At 71.4% G+C, this 16,600-nt stretch carries 14 protein-coding genes and 1 pseudogene; 9 read left to right on the top strand and 6 right to left on the bottom strand.

Features of this window, described 5'->3' with window-relative positions; translation table 11 throughout:
• The first annotated feature begins 3 nt into the window (after positions 1–3).
• The 9 genes and pseudogenes from uvrC (at position 4) to QUE38_RS16890 (ending at position 8,444) form a co-directional block, all read left to right on the top strand.
• Positions 4–1,952, top strand: a pseudogene (uvrC, locus tag QUE38_RS16930) (excinuclease ABC subunit UvrC).
• A 37-nt stretch (positions 1,953–1,989) separates the two neighbouring features.
• Positions 1,990–2,865 (top strand): RNase adapter RapZ, encoded by an 876-nt coding sequence (gene rapZ, locus QUE38_RS16925; RefSeq protein ID WP_286309494.1) that lies wholly within the window; start codon positions 1,990–1,992, stop codon positions 2,863–2,865.
• A gap of 46 nt (positions 2,866–2,911) precedes the next feature.
• On the top strand, positions 2,912–3,892 hold the full coding sequence (gene whiA / locus QUE38_RS16920) for a DNA-binding protein WhiA (RefSeq protein WP_286311885.1): 981 nt from the start codon (positions 2,912–2,914) through the stop codon (positions 3,890–3,892).
• Between the two features lie 104 nt (positions 3,893–3,996).
• Positions 3,997–4,623, top strand: coding sequence for a superoxide dismutase (locus tag QUE38_RS16915; RefSeq protein WP_286309493.1), 627 nt, complete (start codon positions 3,997–3,999; stop codon positions 4,621–4,623).
• A 98-nt stretch (positions 4,624–4,721) separates the two neighbouring features.
• Positions 4,722–5,726 (top strand): type I glyceraldehyde-3-phosphate dehydrogenase, encoded by a 1,005-nt coding sequence (gap, locus tag QUE38_RS16910; protein ID WP_286309492.1) that lies wholly within the window; start codon positions 4,722–4,724, stop codon positions 5,724–5,726.
• A 9-nt stretch (positions 5,727–5,735) separates the two neighbouring features.
• A complete protein-coding gene (locus QUE38_RS16905; protein ID WP_286309491.1) occupies positions 5,736–6,950 on the top strand; it encodes a phosphoglycerate kinase in 1,215 nt (404 codons plus the stop codon).
• Positions 6,941–7,729 (top strand): triose-phosphate isomerase, encoded by a 789-nt coding sequence (gene tpiA, locus QUE38_RS16900; protein WP_286309490.1) that lies wholly within the window; start codon positions 6,941–6,943, stop codon positions 7,727–7,729. The genes QUE38_RS16905 and tpiA overlap by 10 nt, the downstream gene beginning before the upstream one ends.
• Before the next feature lie 85 nt (positions 7,730–7,814).
• Positions 7,815–8,066 (top strand): preprotein translocase subunit SecG, encoded by a 252-nt coding sequence (gene secG, locus QUE38_RS16895; protein ID WP_281886560.1) that lies wholly within the window; start codon positions 7,815–7,817, stop codon positions 8,064–8,066.
• 63 nt (positions 8,067–8,129) lie between these two features.
• A complete protein-coding gene (locus QUE38_RS16890) occupies positions 8,130–8,444 on the top strand; it encodes an RNA polymerase-binding protein RbpA (RefSeq protein WP_433996926.1) in 315 nt (104 codons plus the stop codon).
• Between the two features lie 74 nt (positions 8,445–8,518).
• Here QUE38_RS16890 and pgl read toward each other — a convergent pair whose 3' ends face one another.
• The 6 genes from pgl to tkt are packed head-to-tail and all read right to left on the bottom strand — an operon-like array spanning position 8,519 to position 16,597.
• Positions 8,519–9,289, bottom strand: a complete 771-nt coding sequence (gene pgl, locus QUE38_RS16885) for a 6-phosphogluconolactonase (protein WP_286309488.1) — start codon at positions 9,287–9,289, stop codon at positions 8,519–8,521.
• Positions 9,286–10,227 (bottom strand): glucose-6-phosphate dehydrogenase assembly protein OpcA, encoded by a 942-nt coding sequence (locus tag QUE38_RS16880; protein WP_286309487.1) that lies wholly within the window; start codon positions 10,225–10,227, stop codon positions 9,286–9,288. The genes pgl and QUE38_RS16880 overlap by 4 nt, the downstream gene beginning before the upstream one ends.
• Positions 10,224–11,765 (bottom strand): glucose-6-phosphate dehydrogenase, encoded by a 1,542-nt coding sequence (gene zwf, locus QUE38_RS16875; RefSeq protein ID WP_286309486.1) that lies wholly within the window; start codon positions 11,763–11,765, stop codon positions 10,224–10,226. The genes QUE38_RS16880 and zwf overlap by 4 nt, the downstream gene beginning before the upstream one ends.
• A gap of 13 nt (positions 11,766–11,778) precedes the next feature.
• Positions 11,779–13,374 carry a glucose-6-phosphate isomerase gene (locus QUE38_RS16870; protein ID WP_286309485.1) on the bottom strand — a complete coding sequence of 532 codons (1,596 nt, stop codon included), beginning with the start codon at positions 13,372–13,374 and terminating at the stop codon, positions 11,779–11,781.
• Positions 13,371–14,480, bottom strand: coding sequence for a transaldolase (gene tal, locus QUE38_RS16865; protein ID WP_286309484.1), 1,110 nt, complete (start codon positions 14,478–14,480; stop codon positions 13,371–13,373). Before tal ends, QUE38_RS16870 begins: the two co-directional genes overlap by 4 nt.
• A 26-nt stretch (positions 14,481–14,506) precedes the next feature.
• The gene (gene tkt / locus QUE38_RS16860; protein WP_286309483.1) at positions 14,507–16,597 is read right to left on the bottom strand and encodes a transketolase; all 2,091 of its coding nucleotides are present in this window, start codon (positions 16,595–16,597) and stop codon (positions 14,507–14,509) included.
• Positions 16,598–16,600: the final 3 nt, after the last annotated feature.

The following is a 16,600-nucleotide window of genomic DNA, read 5'->3' as shown; positions in this document are numbered from 1 at the left end:
GGCATGCGCGACACCGTCCCGTACCGGCCGAAGGCGGGGAGATCCCGACCCGGCCCGGGGTGTACCGGTTCCGCGACGAGAACGGGCGGGTGCTCTACGTCGGGAAGGCCAAGAACCTCCGGGCCCGGCTGTCGAACTACTTCGTGCCGCTCCGCAGCCTGCACGAGCGCACCCGGCGCATGGTGCTCACGGCGGCCTCGGTGGAGTGGACCGTCGTCGGCGGCGACGTCGACGCGCTCCAGCTCGAGTACACCTGGATCAAGGAATTCGACCCGCCGTTCAACGTCAAGTACCGCGACGACAAGTCGTACCCGTACATCGCGGTGACGCTCGCCGACGAGGCGCCGCGCGCCATCGTGACGCGGCGCGCGAACATCCCGGGCGCGAAGTACTTCGGCCCGTACCCGAAGGTGTGGGCGGCGCAGGAGACCCTCGACCTGCTGCGCACGATCTTCCCGACCCGGGCCTGCAAGGACTCCGACTACAAGCGCGCCATGGCGACCGGGAAGCCCTGCTTCCTCGGCCAGATCGGGCGCTGCTTCGGGCCGTGCTCGGGCACCGTGGGCATCGCCGAGCACCGGCACCACGTCGACGAGTTCGTCGCCTTCATGCAGAACCAGGACAGCCGCATCATCGACGAGCTCGAGCGGCAGATGCGCGAGGCGTCCGCCGCGCAGGACTACGAGCAGGCCGCACGCCGTCGCGACCAGCTGTCGGCGGCACGGTCGTTCTTCGAGAAGACCGCGGTGGTGCTGCGCGACTCGGTCGACGTCGACCTGTTCGGCATCGAGCACGACGAGCTCTCGGCGGCGGTGCAGCTCTTCCGGGTGCGCAGGGGACGCATCCGGGCCGTGCGCGCGTGGACGGTCGACAAGGAGCTCGACGTCGACCTCGGCGACCTCGTCGACTCGGTGCTGCAGAACGTGTACGGCGGGGTCGAGACGCCGCCGGCCGAGGTCGTGGTGCCCGAGCTGCCCGACGACGTCGAGGCGCTCCAGGCGTGGCTCGAGACCATCGCCGGCCGCCGGGTGCGCCTCAAGGTCGCGCAGCGCGGCGACAAGGCGGCGCTGCTGGAGACCGCTCGCCAGAACGCCGCGCACGCGCTGATGCTGGCGAAGACGCGCCGCAGCGCCGACTTCACGGCGCGGTCGCAGGCGCTGGAGGACATCCAGGAGGCACTCGACATGGCGGATGCCCCGCTGCGCATGGAGTGCTACGACGTCTCGCACCTCTCCGGCACGAACATCGTCGCGTCGATGGTCGTGTTCGAGGACGGCCTGCCCCGCAAGGACGAGTACCGGCGCTTCACCATCCCCGAGTACGCCGACGACACCGAGGCCCTGCACCAGGTGCTGACCCGGCGCCTCGCGTACCTGCGCGACGGCGACGACACCGGTGCGGGCGTGGGCGATGGGGCGACGGATGCCTCCGGCGAGCCGCCGCTCGACGGCTCGCCGCCCGTGGACGACGACCCGGCGACGACGGGGCGACGCAAGAAGTTCGCCTACCGGCCCAACCTGCTGATCGTCGACGGGGGCGAGCCGCAGGTCGCCGCGGCCGCGCGTGCGCTCGAGGAGAGCGGTGTCCGAGGCATCCGGGTCTGCGGCATCGCCAAGCGCCTCGAGGAGATCTGGACCCCGGAGTCGCCGTTCCCGGTCGTGCTGCCGCGCAACAGCGAGGCGCTGTTCATGTTCCAGCGCATCCGCGACGAGGCCCACCGGTTCGCGATCACGCACCAGCGCCAGCGGCGCAAGCGCGACATCGGCTCGGTGCTCGCGGAGGTGCCGGGCCTCGGCCCCGCACGCGTGAAGGAGCTGCTGCGCCACTTCGGGTCGGTGACCCGGTTGCGGCAGGCGACGCCCGACGAGATCGCCGAGGTGAAGGGCGTGGGTCCGGCCACCGCGGAGGCCGTGCACCGGCACCTGCACCCCGAGGCGGTCGCCGGTCGGTAGGCTGGGACGCGGTGGACGAGAGGGGGACCGGGACCGCATGAGCGACGAACGGGTACGCCAGGAGATGCTCATCGTCACCGGCATGTCCGGGGCCGGCCGATCCACCGTCGCGAACGCGCTGGAAGATCTCGGCTGGTACGTCGTCGACAACCTCCCGCCGCAGATGCTGCGACCGCTCGTCGAGCTGGTCGAGCGCGCCGGCGCGACCCTGCCCCGCATCGCCGCGGTCGTCGACATCCGCGGCGGCGACTTCTTCTCGGAGCTGCAGGACATCGTGCAGGCGCTCCGCACGGGCCTCAACCTGCGGGTCATCTTCCTCGACGCGACGGATGCGGCGCTGGTGCGCCGGTTCGAGTCGGTGCGTCGCCCGCACCCGCTGCAGGGCGACGGCACCATCCTCGACGGCATCACCGCCGAGCGCACGCGCGTGGCCGAGCTCAAGGCGTCGAGCGACGTCATCATCGACACGAGCGAGCTCAACGTGCACCAGCTCGCGTCCACGATCCGCGACTCGTTCGCGGCCGCCGACGCCGCCGAGCTGAGCGTGACCGTCATGAGCTTCGGGTTCAAGTACGGGCTGCCTCCCGACGCCGACCTGGTCGCCGACGCGCGGTTCCTGCCGAATCCGTTCTGGAAGCCCGACCTGCGCGCGCTGACGGGCGAGGCGGACGCCGTGGCACGCTACGTGCTGGAGCAGGAGGGTGCCGGCGAGTTCCTCGACGGGTACGCTCGTGTCCTCGGCACCGTGTTCGACGGGTACCAGCGCGAGAACAAGCGCCACGCGACCGTGGCGATCGGATGCACCGGCGGGAAGCACCGCTCGGTGGCGATCGCCGAGGCGCTGGCGACGCGGCTGCGGGCGGTGCCCGGGCTCGCGGTGAGCATCAGGCACCGCGACCTCGGCCGCGAATAGGAAACACCACGCCCGAATCGAGGCGATCGACAGGATGGACACACGATTGGCGCTGACAGCCGACGTCAAGGACGAGCTGGCCCGGTTCGAGGTGAGTCGCACGAGCGTTCGCGCGGCCGAGCTGGCCTCGCTGCTGCGATTCGCGGGCGGACTGCACGTGATCTCGAACCGCATCGCGGTCGAGGCCGAGGTCGACTCTGTGGCGATCGCGCGGCGCGCCGCACGCGACCTCGCGGAGCTCTACGGCGTGCGGGCGGACGTCTCGGTGACGTCCTCGGGCGCATCGCGCCGGGGCGACCAGTACCTCGTGCGGGTGCTCGACGGCGGAGAGACCCTCGCGCGCCAGACCGGCCTGCTCGATGCGCGCCGCCGGCCCGTGCGCGGGCTGCCGAACCGCCTCACGACGGGTTCGCGTGAAGAGGTCGCCGGCGTCTGGCGCGGCGCGTTCCTCGCGCGCGGCAGCCTCACCGATCCGGGCCGTTCGGCGGCCCTCGAGATCACCTGCCCGGGCAACGAGTCGGCGATGGCCCTCGTCGGGGCCGCGGGTCGCCTGTCCATCCCGGCCAAGGCCCGCGAGGTGCGCGGGGTGCACCGCGTCGTCATCCGCGACGGCGAGGCGATCGGGGCGATGCTCGCCGAGATGGGCGCCGCGGGCACGGTGCGCAACTGGGAGGAGCTGCGCCAGCGCCGCGAGGTGCGCGCGACGGCCAACCGGCTGGTGAACTTCGACGACGCCAACCTGCGGCGGTCCGCCCAGGCGGCCGTGGCGGCGTGCGCGCGCGTGGAGCGCGCGCTCGAGCTGCTCGGCGACGACGTGCCCGAGCACCTCGGCTACGCCGGCCGGCTGCGCCTCGCGCACCGCGACGCGAGCCTCGACGAGCTCGGCCACCACGCCGACCCGCCGATGACCAAGGACGCGGTCGCCGGTCGCATCCGTCGCCTGCTCGCGATGGCAGACAAGAAGGCCGCCGATCTCGGCGTACCGGACACCGAGGCGAGCCTGCCGCCCGATCTCGACGACGTGTGAGATGACGTCACGGGCCCCGGTGCGCCGGGGAACGTGAATAGACTCGAACGGGTCGCTCGAAGCCGGTTCGCGTACGGCGTGCCGGCATCTGACAAGGAGAAGCAATGGCTGACTACACACTGCCCGATCTCGCCTACGACTACTCGGCACTCGCCCCGAGTATCAGCGGCACCATCATGGAGCTGCACCACTCGAAGCACCACCAGGCGTACGTGACGGGCGCGAACACGGCGCTCGCGCAGCTGGCCGAGGCGCGCGAGACCGGCAACCTCGCCAACGTGAACAAGCTCGAGAAGGACCTCGCGTTCAACCTCGGCGGTCACGTGAACCACTCGATCTTCTGGACGAACATGTCGCCCGACGGCGGCGACAAGCCGACCGGCGAGCTGGCGGCCGCGATCGACGACCACTTCGGCTCGTTCGACGCGTTCCAGGCGCACTTCGCGGCGACCGCGATGGGCGTGCAGGGCTCCGGATGGGCCGTGCTCGCGTGGGACTCGATCGGCGAGCGCATCGTCGTGCTGCAGTTCTTCGACCAGCAGGCCAACCTCCCGGCGGGCATCGTGCCGCTGCTCATGCTCGACGTCTGGGAGCACGCCTACTACCTCGACTACAAGAACGTCCGCGCGGACTACGTGAAGGCGTTCTGGGACATCGTCGACTGGGCGAACGTGCAGCAGCGCTTCGCGACGGCCCGCGAGAAGACCTCGGGGCTGCTGCTACTGTCATAGCGAACGCAGGGTCCCCGGGCCCTGCCCGGGGACCGCGTCGTTCCGACTCCTCAATCCACCACGAGCCGCAGAGGCCAGAAGCAACAGGAGAAACCTTCGTGACCGTCAAGATCGGGATCAACGGCTTCGGCCGGATCGGCCGCAACTACTTCCGCGCAGCCCTCGCACAGGGCGCCGACCTCGAGATCGTCGCGGTGAACGACCTCACCGACAACAAGACCCTCGCCCACCTGCTGAAGTACGACTCGATCACGGGCCGCCTCGACGCGACCGTCGAGTTCGACGACGAGAACCTCATCGTCAACGGCAACGCGATCAAGGTCTTCTCGGAGCGCGACCCCGCGAACCTGCCCTGGGGCGACCTGGGCGTCGACATCGTCATCGAGTCGACCGGCTTCTTCACCAAGGCCGCCGACGCGAAGAAGCACATCGACGCGGGCGCCAAGAAGGTGCTCATCTCCGCACCCGCCACGGGCGAGGACGCGACCTTCGTGCTCGGCGTGAACGAGGACGAGTACGACCCGGCCGCCCACAACATCATCTCCAACGCGTCGTGCACCACGAACTGCCTCGCCCCGCTGGCGAAGGTGTTCAACGACGCCTTCGGCATCGAGCACGGCCTCATGACCACGGTGCACGCCTACACGGCCGACCAGAACCTGCAGGACGGCCCGCACAAGGACCTCCGTCGTGCACGCGCCGCCGCCGTGAACATCGTGCCGACCTCGACCGGTGCCGCGAAGGCGATCGGCCTCGTGCTGCCCGAGCTGGTCGGCAAGCTCGACGGCTTCGCGCTGCGCGTGCCGGTGCCGACCGGCTCGATCACCGACCTCACCGTGACCGCGTCGCGCGAGGTGACCGTCGACGAGGTCAAGGCCGCGTACAAGGCCGCCGCCGAGGGCCCGCTCAAGGGCATCCTGAAGTACACCGAGGACCCCATCGTGTCGAGCGACATCGTCACCGACCCACACTCGTCGATCTTCGACGCGGGGCTCCTGCGCGTCATCGGCAACCAGGTGAAGCTCTCGAGCTGGTACGACAACGAGTGGGGCTACTCGAACCGCCTCGTCGACCTCACCGAGTTCGTCGCCGAGCGTCTCTGACGGTTCCGCATGTCGCTGCGCACCATCGACTCGCTCGGTCCGCTCGGCGGTGCACGCGTCGTCGTCCGGTGTGACCTGAACGTTCCGCTCGCGGACGGCAGGATCACCGACGACGGGCGCGTGCGCGCCTCGGTCCCCACGATCACCGCACTGCTCGAGCAGGGCGCCCGCGTGATCGTGATCTCGCACCTGGGCCGCCCCGGCGGCGCGCCCGACCCGAAGTACTCGCTCGCACCGGCCGCCGCGCGGCTGGGCGAGCTGCTCGGCCGCCCGGTGGCGTTCGCCACCGACACGGTCGGCGAATCGGCGTCGGCAGCGGTCGCCGCCCTCGGCGACGGCGAGGTGCTCGTGCTCGAGAACCTCCGCTTCAACGCGGAGGAGACCAGCAAGGACGCCGACGAGCGCGCCGGGTTCGCCGGGAAGCTCGCGGAGTTCGCCGACGCGGTGGTCTCCGACGGCTTCGGCGTCGTGCACCGCAAGCAGGCGAGCGTGTACGAGCTCGTCGAGTCGCGGCCGAGTGCCGCGGGCCTGCTGATCGCGGCCGAGCTCGACGTGCTCGACCGCCTCACCGAGACCCCCGAGCGGCCGTACGCGGTCGTCCTCGGCGGGTCGAAGGTGTCCGACAAGCTCGGCGTCATCGAGCACCTCCTGCCGCGGGTCGACAGCCTGCTCATCGGCGGCGGCATGCTCTTCACGTTCCTCGCCGCGCAGGGGCACAAGGTCGGTTCGAGCCTGCTCGAGAGCGACCAGATCGAGACCGTGCAGGGCTACCTCGCGGAGGCCGAGCGCCTCGGCGTGCAGATCGTGCTGCCCACCGACGTGGTCGTCGCGGCGTCGTTCAGCGCCGACGCCGAGCACGTCGTGCGGCCGGCCGATGCCATCGAGGACACGCCGTTCGGCGCGTCCGGCCTGGGCCTCGACATCGGCCCGGAGACCGCGGCCGCGTTCGCCGAGGTCATCCGGTCGTCGAAGACGGTGTTCTGGAACGGCCCGATGGGCGTGTTCGAGCTCGCGCCGTTCGCGGCCGGCACGAAGACCGTCGCGCAGGCGCTGACCGAGGTCGACGGGCTCAGCGTGGTCGGCGGCGGCGACTCCGCCGCTGCCGTGCGCGCGCTCGGATTCGACGACGACGCCTTCGGGCACATCTCGACGGGCGGAGGCGCGAGCCTCGAGTTCCTCGAGGGCAAGAAGCTCCCCGGACTGGAGGTCCTCGGATGGCAGTGAGCCGTGTCCCGCTCATCGCGGGCAACTGGAAGATGAACCTCGATCACCTGCAGGCGATCGCGTTCGTGCAGAAGCTCGCCTGGAGCCTCGCCGACGCGAAGCACGACTTCGCCTCGGTCGAGGTGGCCGTGTTCCCGCCGTTCACCGACCTGCGGTCGGTGCAGACGCTGATCGCGGCCGACAAGCTGCCGCTGGCGTACGGCGCGCAGGACCTCTCCGCGCACGACTCGGGCGCCTACACGGGAGAGATCCCCGGCGGGTTCCTGAAGCAGCTCGACTGCGGCTACGTCATCATCGGCCACTCGGAGCGGCGTACGCTGCACGCCGAGTCCGACGAGGTCGTGGCGGCGAAGGTGCAGGCGGCGCTCCGGCACGACCTCGTGCCGATCATCTGCGTCGGCGAGACCGCGGAGGACCTGGAGCAGCACGGACCCAGTGCGGTGCCGGTCGCGCAGCTGAAGGCCGCCCTCGCGGGCGTCTCGGAGGCGGCGGACATCGTGGTGGCCTACGAGCCGGTCTGGGCGATCGGCTCCGGCCAGGCGGCGACGCCCGAGCAGGCCGAGCAGGTCGCGGCCGCACTGCGTTCGACGCTGACCGAGGTGCTCGGCGAGGACGTCGCCGCGAAGACGCGCATCCTCTACGGCGGTTCCGTGAAGTCCGCGAACATCGCGGGGTTCATGCGCGAGCCGAACGTCGACGGTGCGCTGGTCGGCGGGGCGAGCCTCGACATCGACGAGTTCTCGAGCATCGCGCGATTCCAGAAGCACGTCGGCGTCTGAGCGCGGGCTGCGGGCGCGACGCCCGCGCCTTGCTATGATCGACTGATGTCTGCGCGGCACCGCCGCGCCTCGGAAAGGGTTCTTCGTGGATATTCTCCAGGTCGTGCTGCAGGTCCTCCTGGGCCTCACCAGCCTCCTGCTGACGCTGCTCATCCTGCTGCACAAGGGTCGCGGTGGCGGCCTCTCCGACATGTTCGGCGGCGGCATGACCTCGAGCCTCGGCGCCTCCGGCGTCGCGGAGCGGAACCTCAATCGCATCACCGTGGTGCTCGGGCTCGTCTGGGTCTCGTGCATCGTGGTCCTGGGACTCATCACCAAGTTCGACACCGGCATCTGACGAAAGGCCCTTGTGGTTTCGGGAAACAGCGCAATCCGCGGCTCGCGCGTCGGCGCGGGCCCCATGGGCGAGCAGGACCACGGCTACCACGCCGAGCGCGTGGCCGTGAGCTACTGGGACGCCCTCGGCAACGAGACGGTCCGGTACTTCGCGGCGTCGCTGCCCGACGAGGAGATCCCCGAGGTCATCGACAGCCCGTCGACCGGCCTGCCGGCGGGCCGCGACAAGGACAACCCGCCGAGCGAGCAGAAGGCGGAGCCGTACAAGACGCACCTCGCGTACGTGAAGGAGCGCCGGAGCGACGACGAGGCCGAGCAGCTGCTCGACGACGCGCTCCAGCAGCTGCGCGCGCGCCGCGGCCAGACCTCCGGGTCCTGACGACCCCCGAACGACGAGACGGCCCGACCGGATGATCCGGTCGGGCCGTCGGCGTCTACGGCGGTCGCCGCGACTCAGTAGTCGGGTGCGATGAGCTGCGGCGGCACCTCGGCCGCCGCGTCCCCGTCGACGAAGAACACCGTGCGACGGCGCCCCTTGATGCCCGCGACGGGCACCTCGTCGCGGCTCGCGCCCGCGAGGGCGAGGCCCAGGGCCGACGCCTTGTCGCTGCCGGCCAGCACCATCCAGATGCGGTCGGCGGCGTTCAGCACCGGGCGCGTCAGGCTGAGTCGCTCGGGCGGCGGCTTGGGCGAGCGGCGCACGGGGACGACCGTGCGGTCGGTCACCCCGATGCCGGACCGGTGCGGGAACAGCGACGCGATGTGCCCGTCGGGGCCGACACCGAGGAACGCGATGTCGAACACGGGGTGCTCGTCGTCTCCCGTGGCGAACTCGCGCAGCGTGGCCGCGTAGGCGTCGGCGGCGGCGTCGAGGTCGAGCCCGGAGTCCGACGCGGGCATGGCGTGCACCTTCGCGGCGTCCACGGGCACGTGGTCGAGCAGCGCCTCCCACGCCTGGGCGTCGTTGCGCTCGCGGTCGCCGCCCGGCACCCACCGGTCGTCGCCCCACCAGAAGTGCAGGCGATCCCACGCGATGGTGTCGGATGCGGGGGAGTGGCGGATCGCGTCGAGCACGGCGATCCCCATGGACCCGCCCGTCAGCGCGATGTGCAGCTCCGGCTTCTCGTCGAGCAGGTCCAGCACCTTGGTGATGAACCGTGCGGCGACGGCGCTCGCGAGCGCCGGCTTGCCGGAGTGCACGAGGACGCGGCGGTCGTTGGTCATGCAGCGGATCCTTCCGGGTGGCAGAGCGGCAGCCCGTCGACGAGCACGTCGCCGTAGAGCTCGTCGGGGTCGAGACGCCGCAACTCGTCGGCGAGGCAGTCGCGCAGGTTGCGCCGCGGGAGGGCCACGTCGTGGTCGGGCTGGCCCGGCTGCCGCAGCTTCGCCACCGACGGCACGTCGCGGAGCAGCTCGATCGGACCGGTCGAGCGGTGCAGGACGACGCCGCGGATGCCGTGCGAGCCCTCCTCGACCGGCGTCAGCACGAGCTCGACCTCCGCTCCGAGCTGCATGCCGAGCCAGGCGGCGAGCAGCGTGGTCGACGGCGAGTCGATCGCGCCCACGACCTCGACGCGCGTGACCGGCTCGTACGGCGGCTGGTCGAGCACCGCGGCGAGCTGCGCCCGCCAGAGCGTCAGCCGGGTCCAGGCGAAGTCGGTGTCGCCCGGCGTGTAGCGGCCCTCGAGGGCGTGCACCGCGGCCTGCGGGTCCGGCTGGGTGGAGGCATCCGTGATCCGGCGCTGGGCGATGCGGCCGAGCGGGGAGCGCCCGGGCACCTCGGGCGCCCTGCCGGGCCACCACACCGCCACCGGGGCATCCGGCAGCAGCAGGCCCATGACGAGTCCCTGCGGGTCGCTCGCCGTGCCGCCCTTGGCGTGCAGCACGATCACCTCGCTCGCGCCGGCGTCGCCGCCCACGCGGATCTGCGCGTCGAGCCGCGCCTCCGCGTCGGGCGCGTCGACCGAGATCACGATGACGCGCATCGGGTGCTCGCGCGAGGCGTCGTTGGCCGCCTCGATCGCGTCCTCCTCGTACCCGGCCTCGGTCTCGATGATGAGGGTCAGCACGCGGCCCAGGGCGACGGCGCCGCCCTCCTCGCGGATCTTCACGAGGGCCTTGGAGACCTTCGCGGTGGTGGTGTCGGGAAGGTCGACGATCATGGGCGCCTCCAGGTCCGGCCGTCGCGGGCGAGCAGTTCATCAGCGGAGTCGGGCCCCCAGGACCCCGGAGCGTACTGTTCCGGCTGACCCTGCGTGGCCCAGAACTCCTCGATCGGGTCGAGGATCTTCCAGGAGAGCTCGACCTCCTCCTGACGCGGGAACAGCGGCGGGTCGCCGAGCAGCACGTCGAGGATCAGTCGCTCGTAGGCCTCGGGGCTCGCCTCGGTGAAGGCGTGGCCGTAGCCGAAGTCCATGGTGACGTCGCGCACCTGCATGCCGGCCCCGGGCACCTTCGAGCCGAACCGGATGGTCACGCCCTCGTCGGGCTGCACGCGGATGACGAGCGCGTTCTGGCCGAGCTGCGCGGTCTGGCTGTCCTCGAACAGCTGCTGCGGGGCGCGCTTGAACACCACGGCGATCTCCGTGACGCGTCGGCCGAGGCGCTTGCCCGCGCGGAGGTAGAACGGCACGCCGGCCCACCGGCGGGTGCCGATCTCGAGCTTCATGGCCGCGTAGGTCTCGGTCGTCGACTCGGGGTTCATCCCGTCCTCGTCGAGGAAGCCGGGGACCTTCTCGCCGCCCTGCCAGCCGCCCGCGTACTGGCCGCGGGCGGTGCCGGTGGCGAGGTCGGCGGGCAGCCGCACGGCCGAGAGCACCTTCTCCTTCTCGGTGCGGAGGTCGGCGGCATCGAACGTCACCGGCTCCTCCATGGCCGTGAGGGCCAGCAGCTGGAGGAGGTGGTTCTGGATGACGTCGCGCGCCGCGCCGATGCCGTCGTAGTAGCCTGCGCGACCGCCCACGCCGATGTCCTCGGCCATGGTGATCTGCACGTGGTCGACGTGGTTGGCGTTCCAGATCGGCTCGTACAGCTGGTTGGCGAACCGCAGCGCGAGGATGTTCTGGACCGTCTCCTTGCCGAGGTAGTGGTCGATGCGGAACACCGAGTCGGGCGGGAACACGGATGCGACGACGTCGTTGAGCTCGCGTGCCGACTCGAGGTCGTGACCGAACGGCTTCTCGATGACGACCCGTCGCCACTGGCCGTCCTCCTGCTTCGTCAGGCCGGAGCGCCGGAGCTGCTCGGTGACGATGGGGAACGACTTCGGCGGGATCGACAGGTAGAACGCGTGGTTGCCCATCGTGCCGCGCTCGCGGTCGAGCGACTCGACGGTCTTGCGCAGGCGCTCGAACGCCTCGTCGTCCTGGAAGGTGCCCGGCACGAAGCGGATGCCCTGCGAGAGCTGCTGCCAGACCTCCTCGCGGAACTCGGTGCGCGCGTACTGCTTGACGGCGTCGTGCACGACCTTGCCGAAGTCCTGGTCCTCCCAGTCGCGACGGGCGAACCCGACGAGCGCGAAGCCCGGCGGGAGCAGCCCGCGGTTCGCCAGGTCGTACACGGCGGGCATCAGCTTCTTGCGCGACAGGTCGCCCGTCACGCCGAAGATGATCAGGCCGCTCGGCCCGGCGATGCGGTTGAGTCGGTAGTCCTTCGGCGAACGGAGCGGGTTCTGTCCCTTGGCGATCGGGGCCGGCTGCATCCGGTTCCTCCGCTCAGCCCGCGGCGCCGAGCAGGGTGCCCGGCTGCGCGTCGGCCGTGAGGGTGAGCGTCAGCACCGGCCGGCCGTGGTCGGCGAGCACGCTCGCGTCGCCCGAGGCCTGCGCCGCGATCAGCTCGCCGAAGGTGAACGGACGGTCGGGGATCGCGAGGTCCTCGGTCGGCACGGCGGTGATCTGCAGGAACACGCCCACGGCGGGTCCGCCCTTGTGGAACTGGCCGGTCGAGTGGAGGAAGCGCGGACCCCAGCCGAACGTGACGGGTCGTCCGGAGCGCGCCGCGAGCACGTCGCGGAGCTCGGCGAGCTGGGGGAGCGCGAGCCGGTCGACGTATGCCTGCACCGAGATGTAGCCGTCCGACGGCACCTCCTCGAGCAGCACCTCGATGGCCGACGGCAGGTCGCTGGCGGCGCCGATCACGTCGGGCGTGCCGCGCACCTCGATGCCCTCCGACACGAACGCCGCGGGGGCGGGCTCGGGTCGGGAGTCGAGCAGGCCGCGCGCGGCGATCTTCGCCGACTCCACGTCGGGCTGGTCGAACGGGTTGATGCCGAGCAGACGACCGGCGACCGCCGTGGCGACCTCCCAGGTCACGAGCTGCGCGCCGAGCGAGCCCGAGACGCGGATCTCGTCGCCGTCGTGGAACGGCTGCTCACCCGCATCCGCCACCAGGCGCACGAGCTGCACGTCGGGCAGGCCGGCGGTCACCTCGGGCGACTCGGTGTCGAGCACGACGGGCAGGATGCCGGTGCCCTCCTTGCCGGTGGACTCGGCGATGAGCTGCTCGGCCCAGTCGGCGAAGCCCAGGATGTGCGTGCCGTCGGCGATGATGCCGAGCTTGTCGCGCAGCGGCTTCGTCGCGGAGATCGCGGCACCGAGCACGAGGCCGGGGTTGTCCTCGGAGTCGACGCCGAGCGCGGCCTCGACCGACTCCGCATCGTCGAGCAGCCCGGCGATGTCGACGCCGGCGAGCCCCGACGGCACGAGTCCGAACGCGGTCAGCGCAGAGTAGCGTCCGCCGACGGTCGGGTCGGCGTTGAACACGCGATAGCCCGCCTCGCGTGCCGACGCGTCGAGCGGCGAGCCCGGGTCGGTCACGATCACGATACGGCCGGTCGGGTCGATGCCCGCCTCTCGGAACGCCTGCTCGTAGATGCGGCGCTGCGAATCGGTCTCGACGGTGGAGCCCGACTTCGACGACACGACGATGGCGGATGCTGCGAGGCGATCCGCGAGCGCGGCGCGCACCTGGCCCGGGTCGGTCGAGTCCAGCACGGTGAGCTCGACGCCGGCGGTGCGCGTGATGACCTCGGGGGCGAGCGAGGAGCCGCCCATGCCGCCGAGCACGAAGTGCTCGACGCCGGCCGCGCGGAGCTCGTCGCGCAGCGCGAGGATCTCGGGCACGAGCGGCCGCGAGACCTCGACGGCGTGCGTCCAGCCGAGGCGCTTGCTCGCCTCGTCGACGGCGGCCTCGCCCCACAGGGTGGCGTCGTGCGCGGCGATCTTCGAGGCGACGCCGTCGGCGACGAGCGTCGGGACCGTGCTGCGGACGGCGTCGGCGGCCGCGCCGCCGACGGAGATGCGGACGCTCATCGTGCCCCCTCCAGTGCGCCCGAGACGGTCTCGAGCAGTTCGTTCCACGAGACGATGAACTTGTCGACGCCCTCCGACTCGAGGGTCGCGGTGACGTCGTCGTAGTCGACGCCGACGGCGGCGAGGGCGTCGAGCACGCCCTGGGCCTCGGCGTAGGCGCCGGTCACGGTGTCGCCGGTGACGACGCCGTGGTCGAACGTCGCCTCGAGCGTCTTCTCGGGCATGGTGTTCACGACGCCCTCGGCGACCAGCTCGGTCACGTAGAGCGTGTCGGACAGGCTCGGGTCCTTCACGCCCGTCGACGCCCAGAGCGGACGCTGCGGGTTCGCGCCGGCGGCGACGAGCGCCTGCGCGCGGTCGCTCGCGAACGCCTGCTCGTACACCTGGTAGGCGAGTCGGGCGTTGGCGACGCCCGCCTTGCTGCGCAGCGCGGTGGCCTGGTCGCCGCCGATCGCATCGAGCCGCTTGTCGATCTCGGTGTCCACGCGGGAGACGAAGAACGACGCGACCGAGTGGATCGTCGACAGGTCGATGCCGGCGGCCTTCGCCTGCTCGAGGCCCGCGAGGTACGCGTCGATGACCTCGGCGTGGCGCTGCAGCGAGAAGATCAGCGTGACGTTGACGCTGATCCCCGAGCCGATCGCCTCGGTGATCGCGGGGAGCCCGGCCTTCGTGCCGGGGATCTTGATCATCGTGTTCGGCCGGTCGACCTTCGCCCAGAGCCGCTTGGCCTCGGCGATGGTGGCGTCGGTGTCGTTCGCCAGGTTCGGGGCCACCTCGATCGAGACGCGGCCGTCGAAGCCGGCGGTCGCGTCGTAGACGGGGCGGAACACGTCGGCCGCGGCGCGGACGTCGTCGGTGGTGATCTCGAAGACCGCGCGGTCGACGTCGGCGCCGTCGGCCGCGAGCGCGGCGACCTGCTCCGCGTACGCGTCGCCCTTCGCGAGCGCGCCCGCGAAGATCGTCGGGTTGGTGGTCACGCCGACGACGTTGCGGTCGGCGATGAGCGCCTCGAGCCCGCCCGAGGCGATCCGCTCGCGCGAGAGGTCGTCGAGCCAGATGCTGACGCCGGCCTCCGAGAGTGCTGCGGTGGGAGTGCTTGCCATGGTGGTTCTCTCTCCTTCTGCCCGCGTCAGGACGCGAGCGAGTCCTTCGCCGCGGCGACGACGGCCTCGGCCGTGATGCCGAACTCGCGGAACAGGGTCTGGTAGTCGGCGGAGGCGCCGAAGTGCTCGATCGAGACGCTGCGTCCGCGGTCGCCCACGTAGCGGCCCCAGGTGAGCGCGAGGCCGGCCTCGACCGACACGCGGGCGGTGACGGCTGCGGGCAGCACGTGCTCGCGGTACTCGGCGTCCTGCTCCTCGAACCACTCGAGGCTCGGTGCCGAGACGACGCGAGCCTGCACGCCGTCGGCGGCGAGCGTCTCGCGCGCCGCGAGTGCGAGCTGCAGCTCGGAGCCGGTCGCGATGAGGATCACGTCGGGGGTGCCGTTCGGCGCCTCGGCGATGACGTAGGCGCCCTTGGCGACGCCTGCGGCCGACGCGAGGGTGTCGCCGGATGCCTCGCCCTCGCCGCGCTCGAACACCGGGATGTTCTGGCGGGTCAGCGCGATGCCGGCGGGCCCGCCGCGGCGCTTCAGCATCTCGAGCCACGCGTGCGCGGTCTCGTTCGCGTCGCCGGGGCGCACCACCGTCATGTTCGGGATGGCGCGCAGCGACGCGAGCTGCTCGATCGGCTGGTGCGTCGGGCCGTCCTCGCCGAGCGCGACCGAGTCGTGCGTCCACACGTAGATCGACGGGATGTCCATCAGCGCCGCAAGGCGCACCGAGGGGCGCATGTAGTCGCTGAAGATGAGGAAGGTGCCGCCGAACGCGCGGGTCGGGCCGTGCAGCACGATGCCGTTGACGATCGCCGCCATCGCGTGCTCGCGGATGCCGAAGTGCAGCACGCGGCCATACGGGGTGCCGTGGAACTCGTGCGTCGAGTGCTCGGTCGGGATGAACGACTCGGCGCCGTTGATCGTCGTGAGGTTCGACTCGGCGAGGTCGGCCGAGCCGCCCCACAGCTCGGGCAGCTGCGCGGCGAGCGCGTTGATGACCTTGCCCGACGCGGCACGCGTCGAGACGTCCTTTCCGGCCTCGAACACGGGCAGCGCGTCGGCGATGTCCTCGGGCAGCTCGCCCGCGAGCACGCGGTCGAGCAGCGCCTTGCGCTCGGGGTTCGCCTCGGCCCAGGTGTTGAACGAGAGCTCCCACTCGGAGCGCTCGACGGCGCCGCGGTCGACGGCGAGCCGCGTGTGGGCGAGCACCTCCGGGTCGACCGCGAAGTGCTGCTCGGGGTCGAAGCCGAGCACCTCCTTGGTCGCCGCGAGCTCCTCGGCGCCGAGCTTGGAGCCGTGGATCTTGCCCGTGTTCTGCTTGTTCGGGGCGGGCCAGCCGATGATCGTCTTCAGCACGATGATCGAGGGCTTCCCGGTCTCGGCCTTCGCGGCCTCGATGGCGGCGTGCAGCTCCTGCACGTCCTCCACGTACTCGCCGGTCTGCTTCCAGTCGACGGTCTGCACGTGCCAGCCGTAGGCCGCGTAGCGCGCCGCGACGTCCTCGGTGAAGGCGATGTCGGTGTCGTCCTCGATCGAGATCTGGTTCGAGTCGTAGAGCACCACGAGGTTGCCGAGCTGCTGGTGGCCGGCGAGCGAGGATGCCTCGCTGGTCACGCCCTCCTGCAGGTCGCCGTCGGACGCGATCACGTAGACGTGGTGGTCGAACGGGCTCTCGCCGGGCAGCGCGTCGGGGTCGAACAGGCCGCGCTCGAAGCGTGCGGCGTACGCGAAGCCGACGGCGGAGGCGAGGCCCTGGCCGAGCGGACCGGTCGTGATCTCGACGCCGTCGGTGTGCCCGTACTCGGGGTGGCCCGGGGTCTTGGAGCCCCAGGTGCGGAGCGACTCGAGGTCCTCCAGCTCGAGGCCGTAGCCGCCGAGGTACAGCTGCACGTACTGCGTGAGCGAGCTGTGTCCGGCGGAGAGGATGAAGCGGTCACGTCCGAGCCAGTGCTGGTCGGACGGGTCCCGGCGCATCACCTTCTGGAAGAGGAGGTACGCCGCCGGCGCGAGGCTCATCGCGGTGCCGGGGTGGCCGTTGCCGACCTTCTCCACCGCGTCCGCTGCGAGGACACGAGCGGTGTCCACGGCCTTGTCGTCGATCGGCTGCCATTGCAGTGCTGCCACCTT

Source organism: Agromyces mangrovi, from assembly GCF_030296695.1.
Taxonomy (GTDB): domain Bacteria; phylum Actinomycetota; class Actinomycetes; order Actinomycetales; family Microbacteriaceae; genus Agromyces; species Agromyces mangrovi.
Note: the sequence above shows the minus strand (reverse complement) of the source record. Positions and strands in the feature narration are given on the sequence as shown.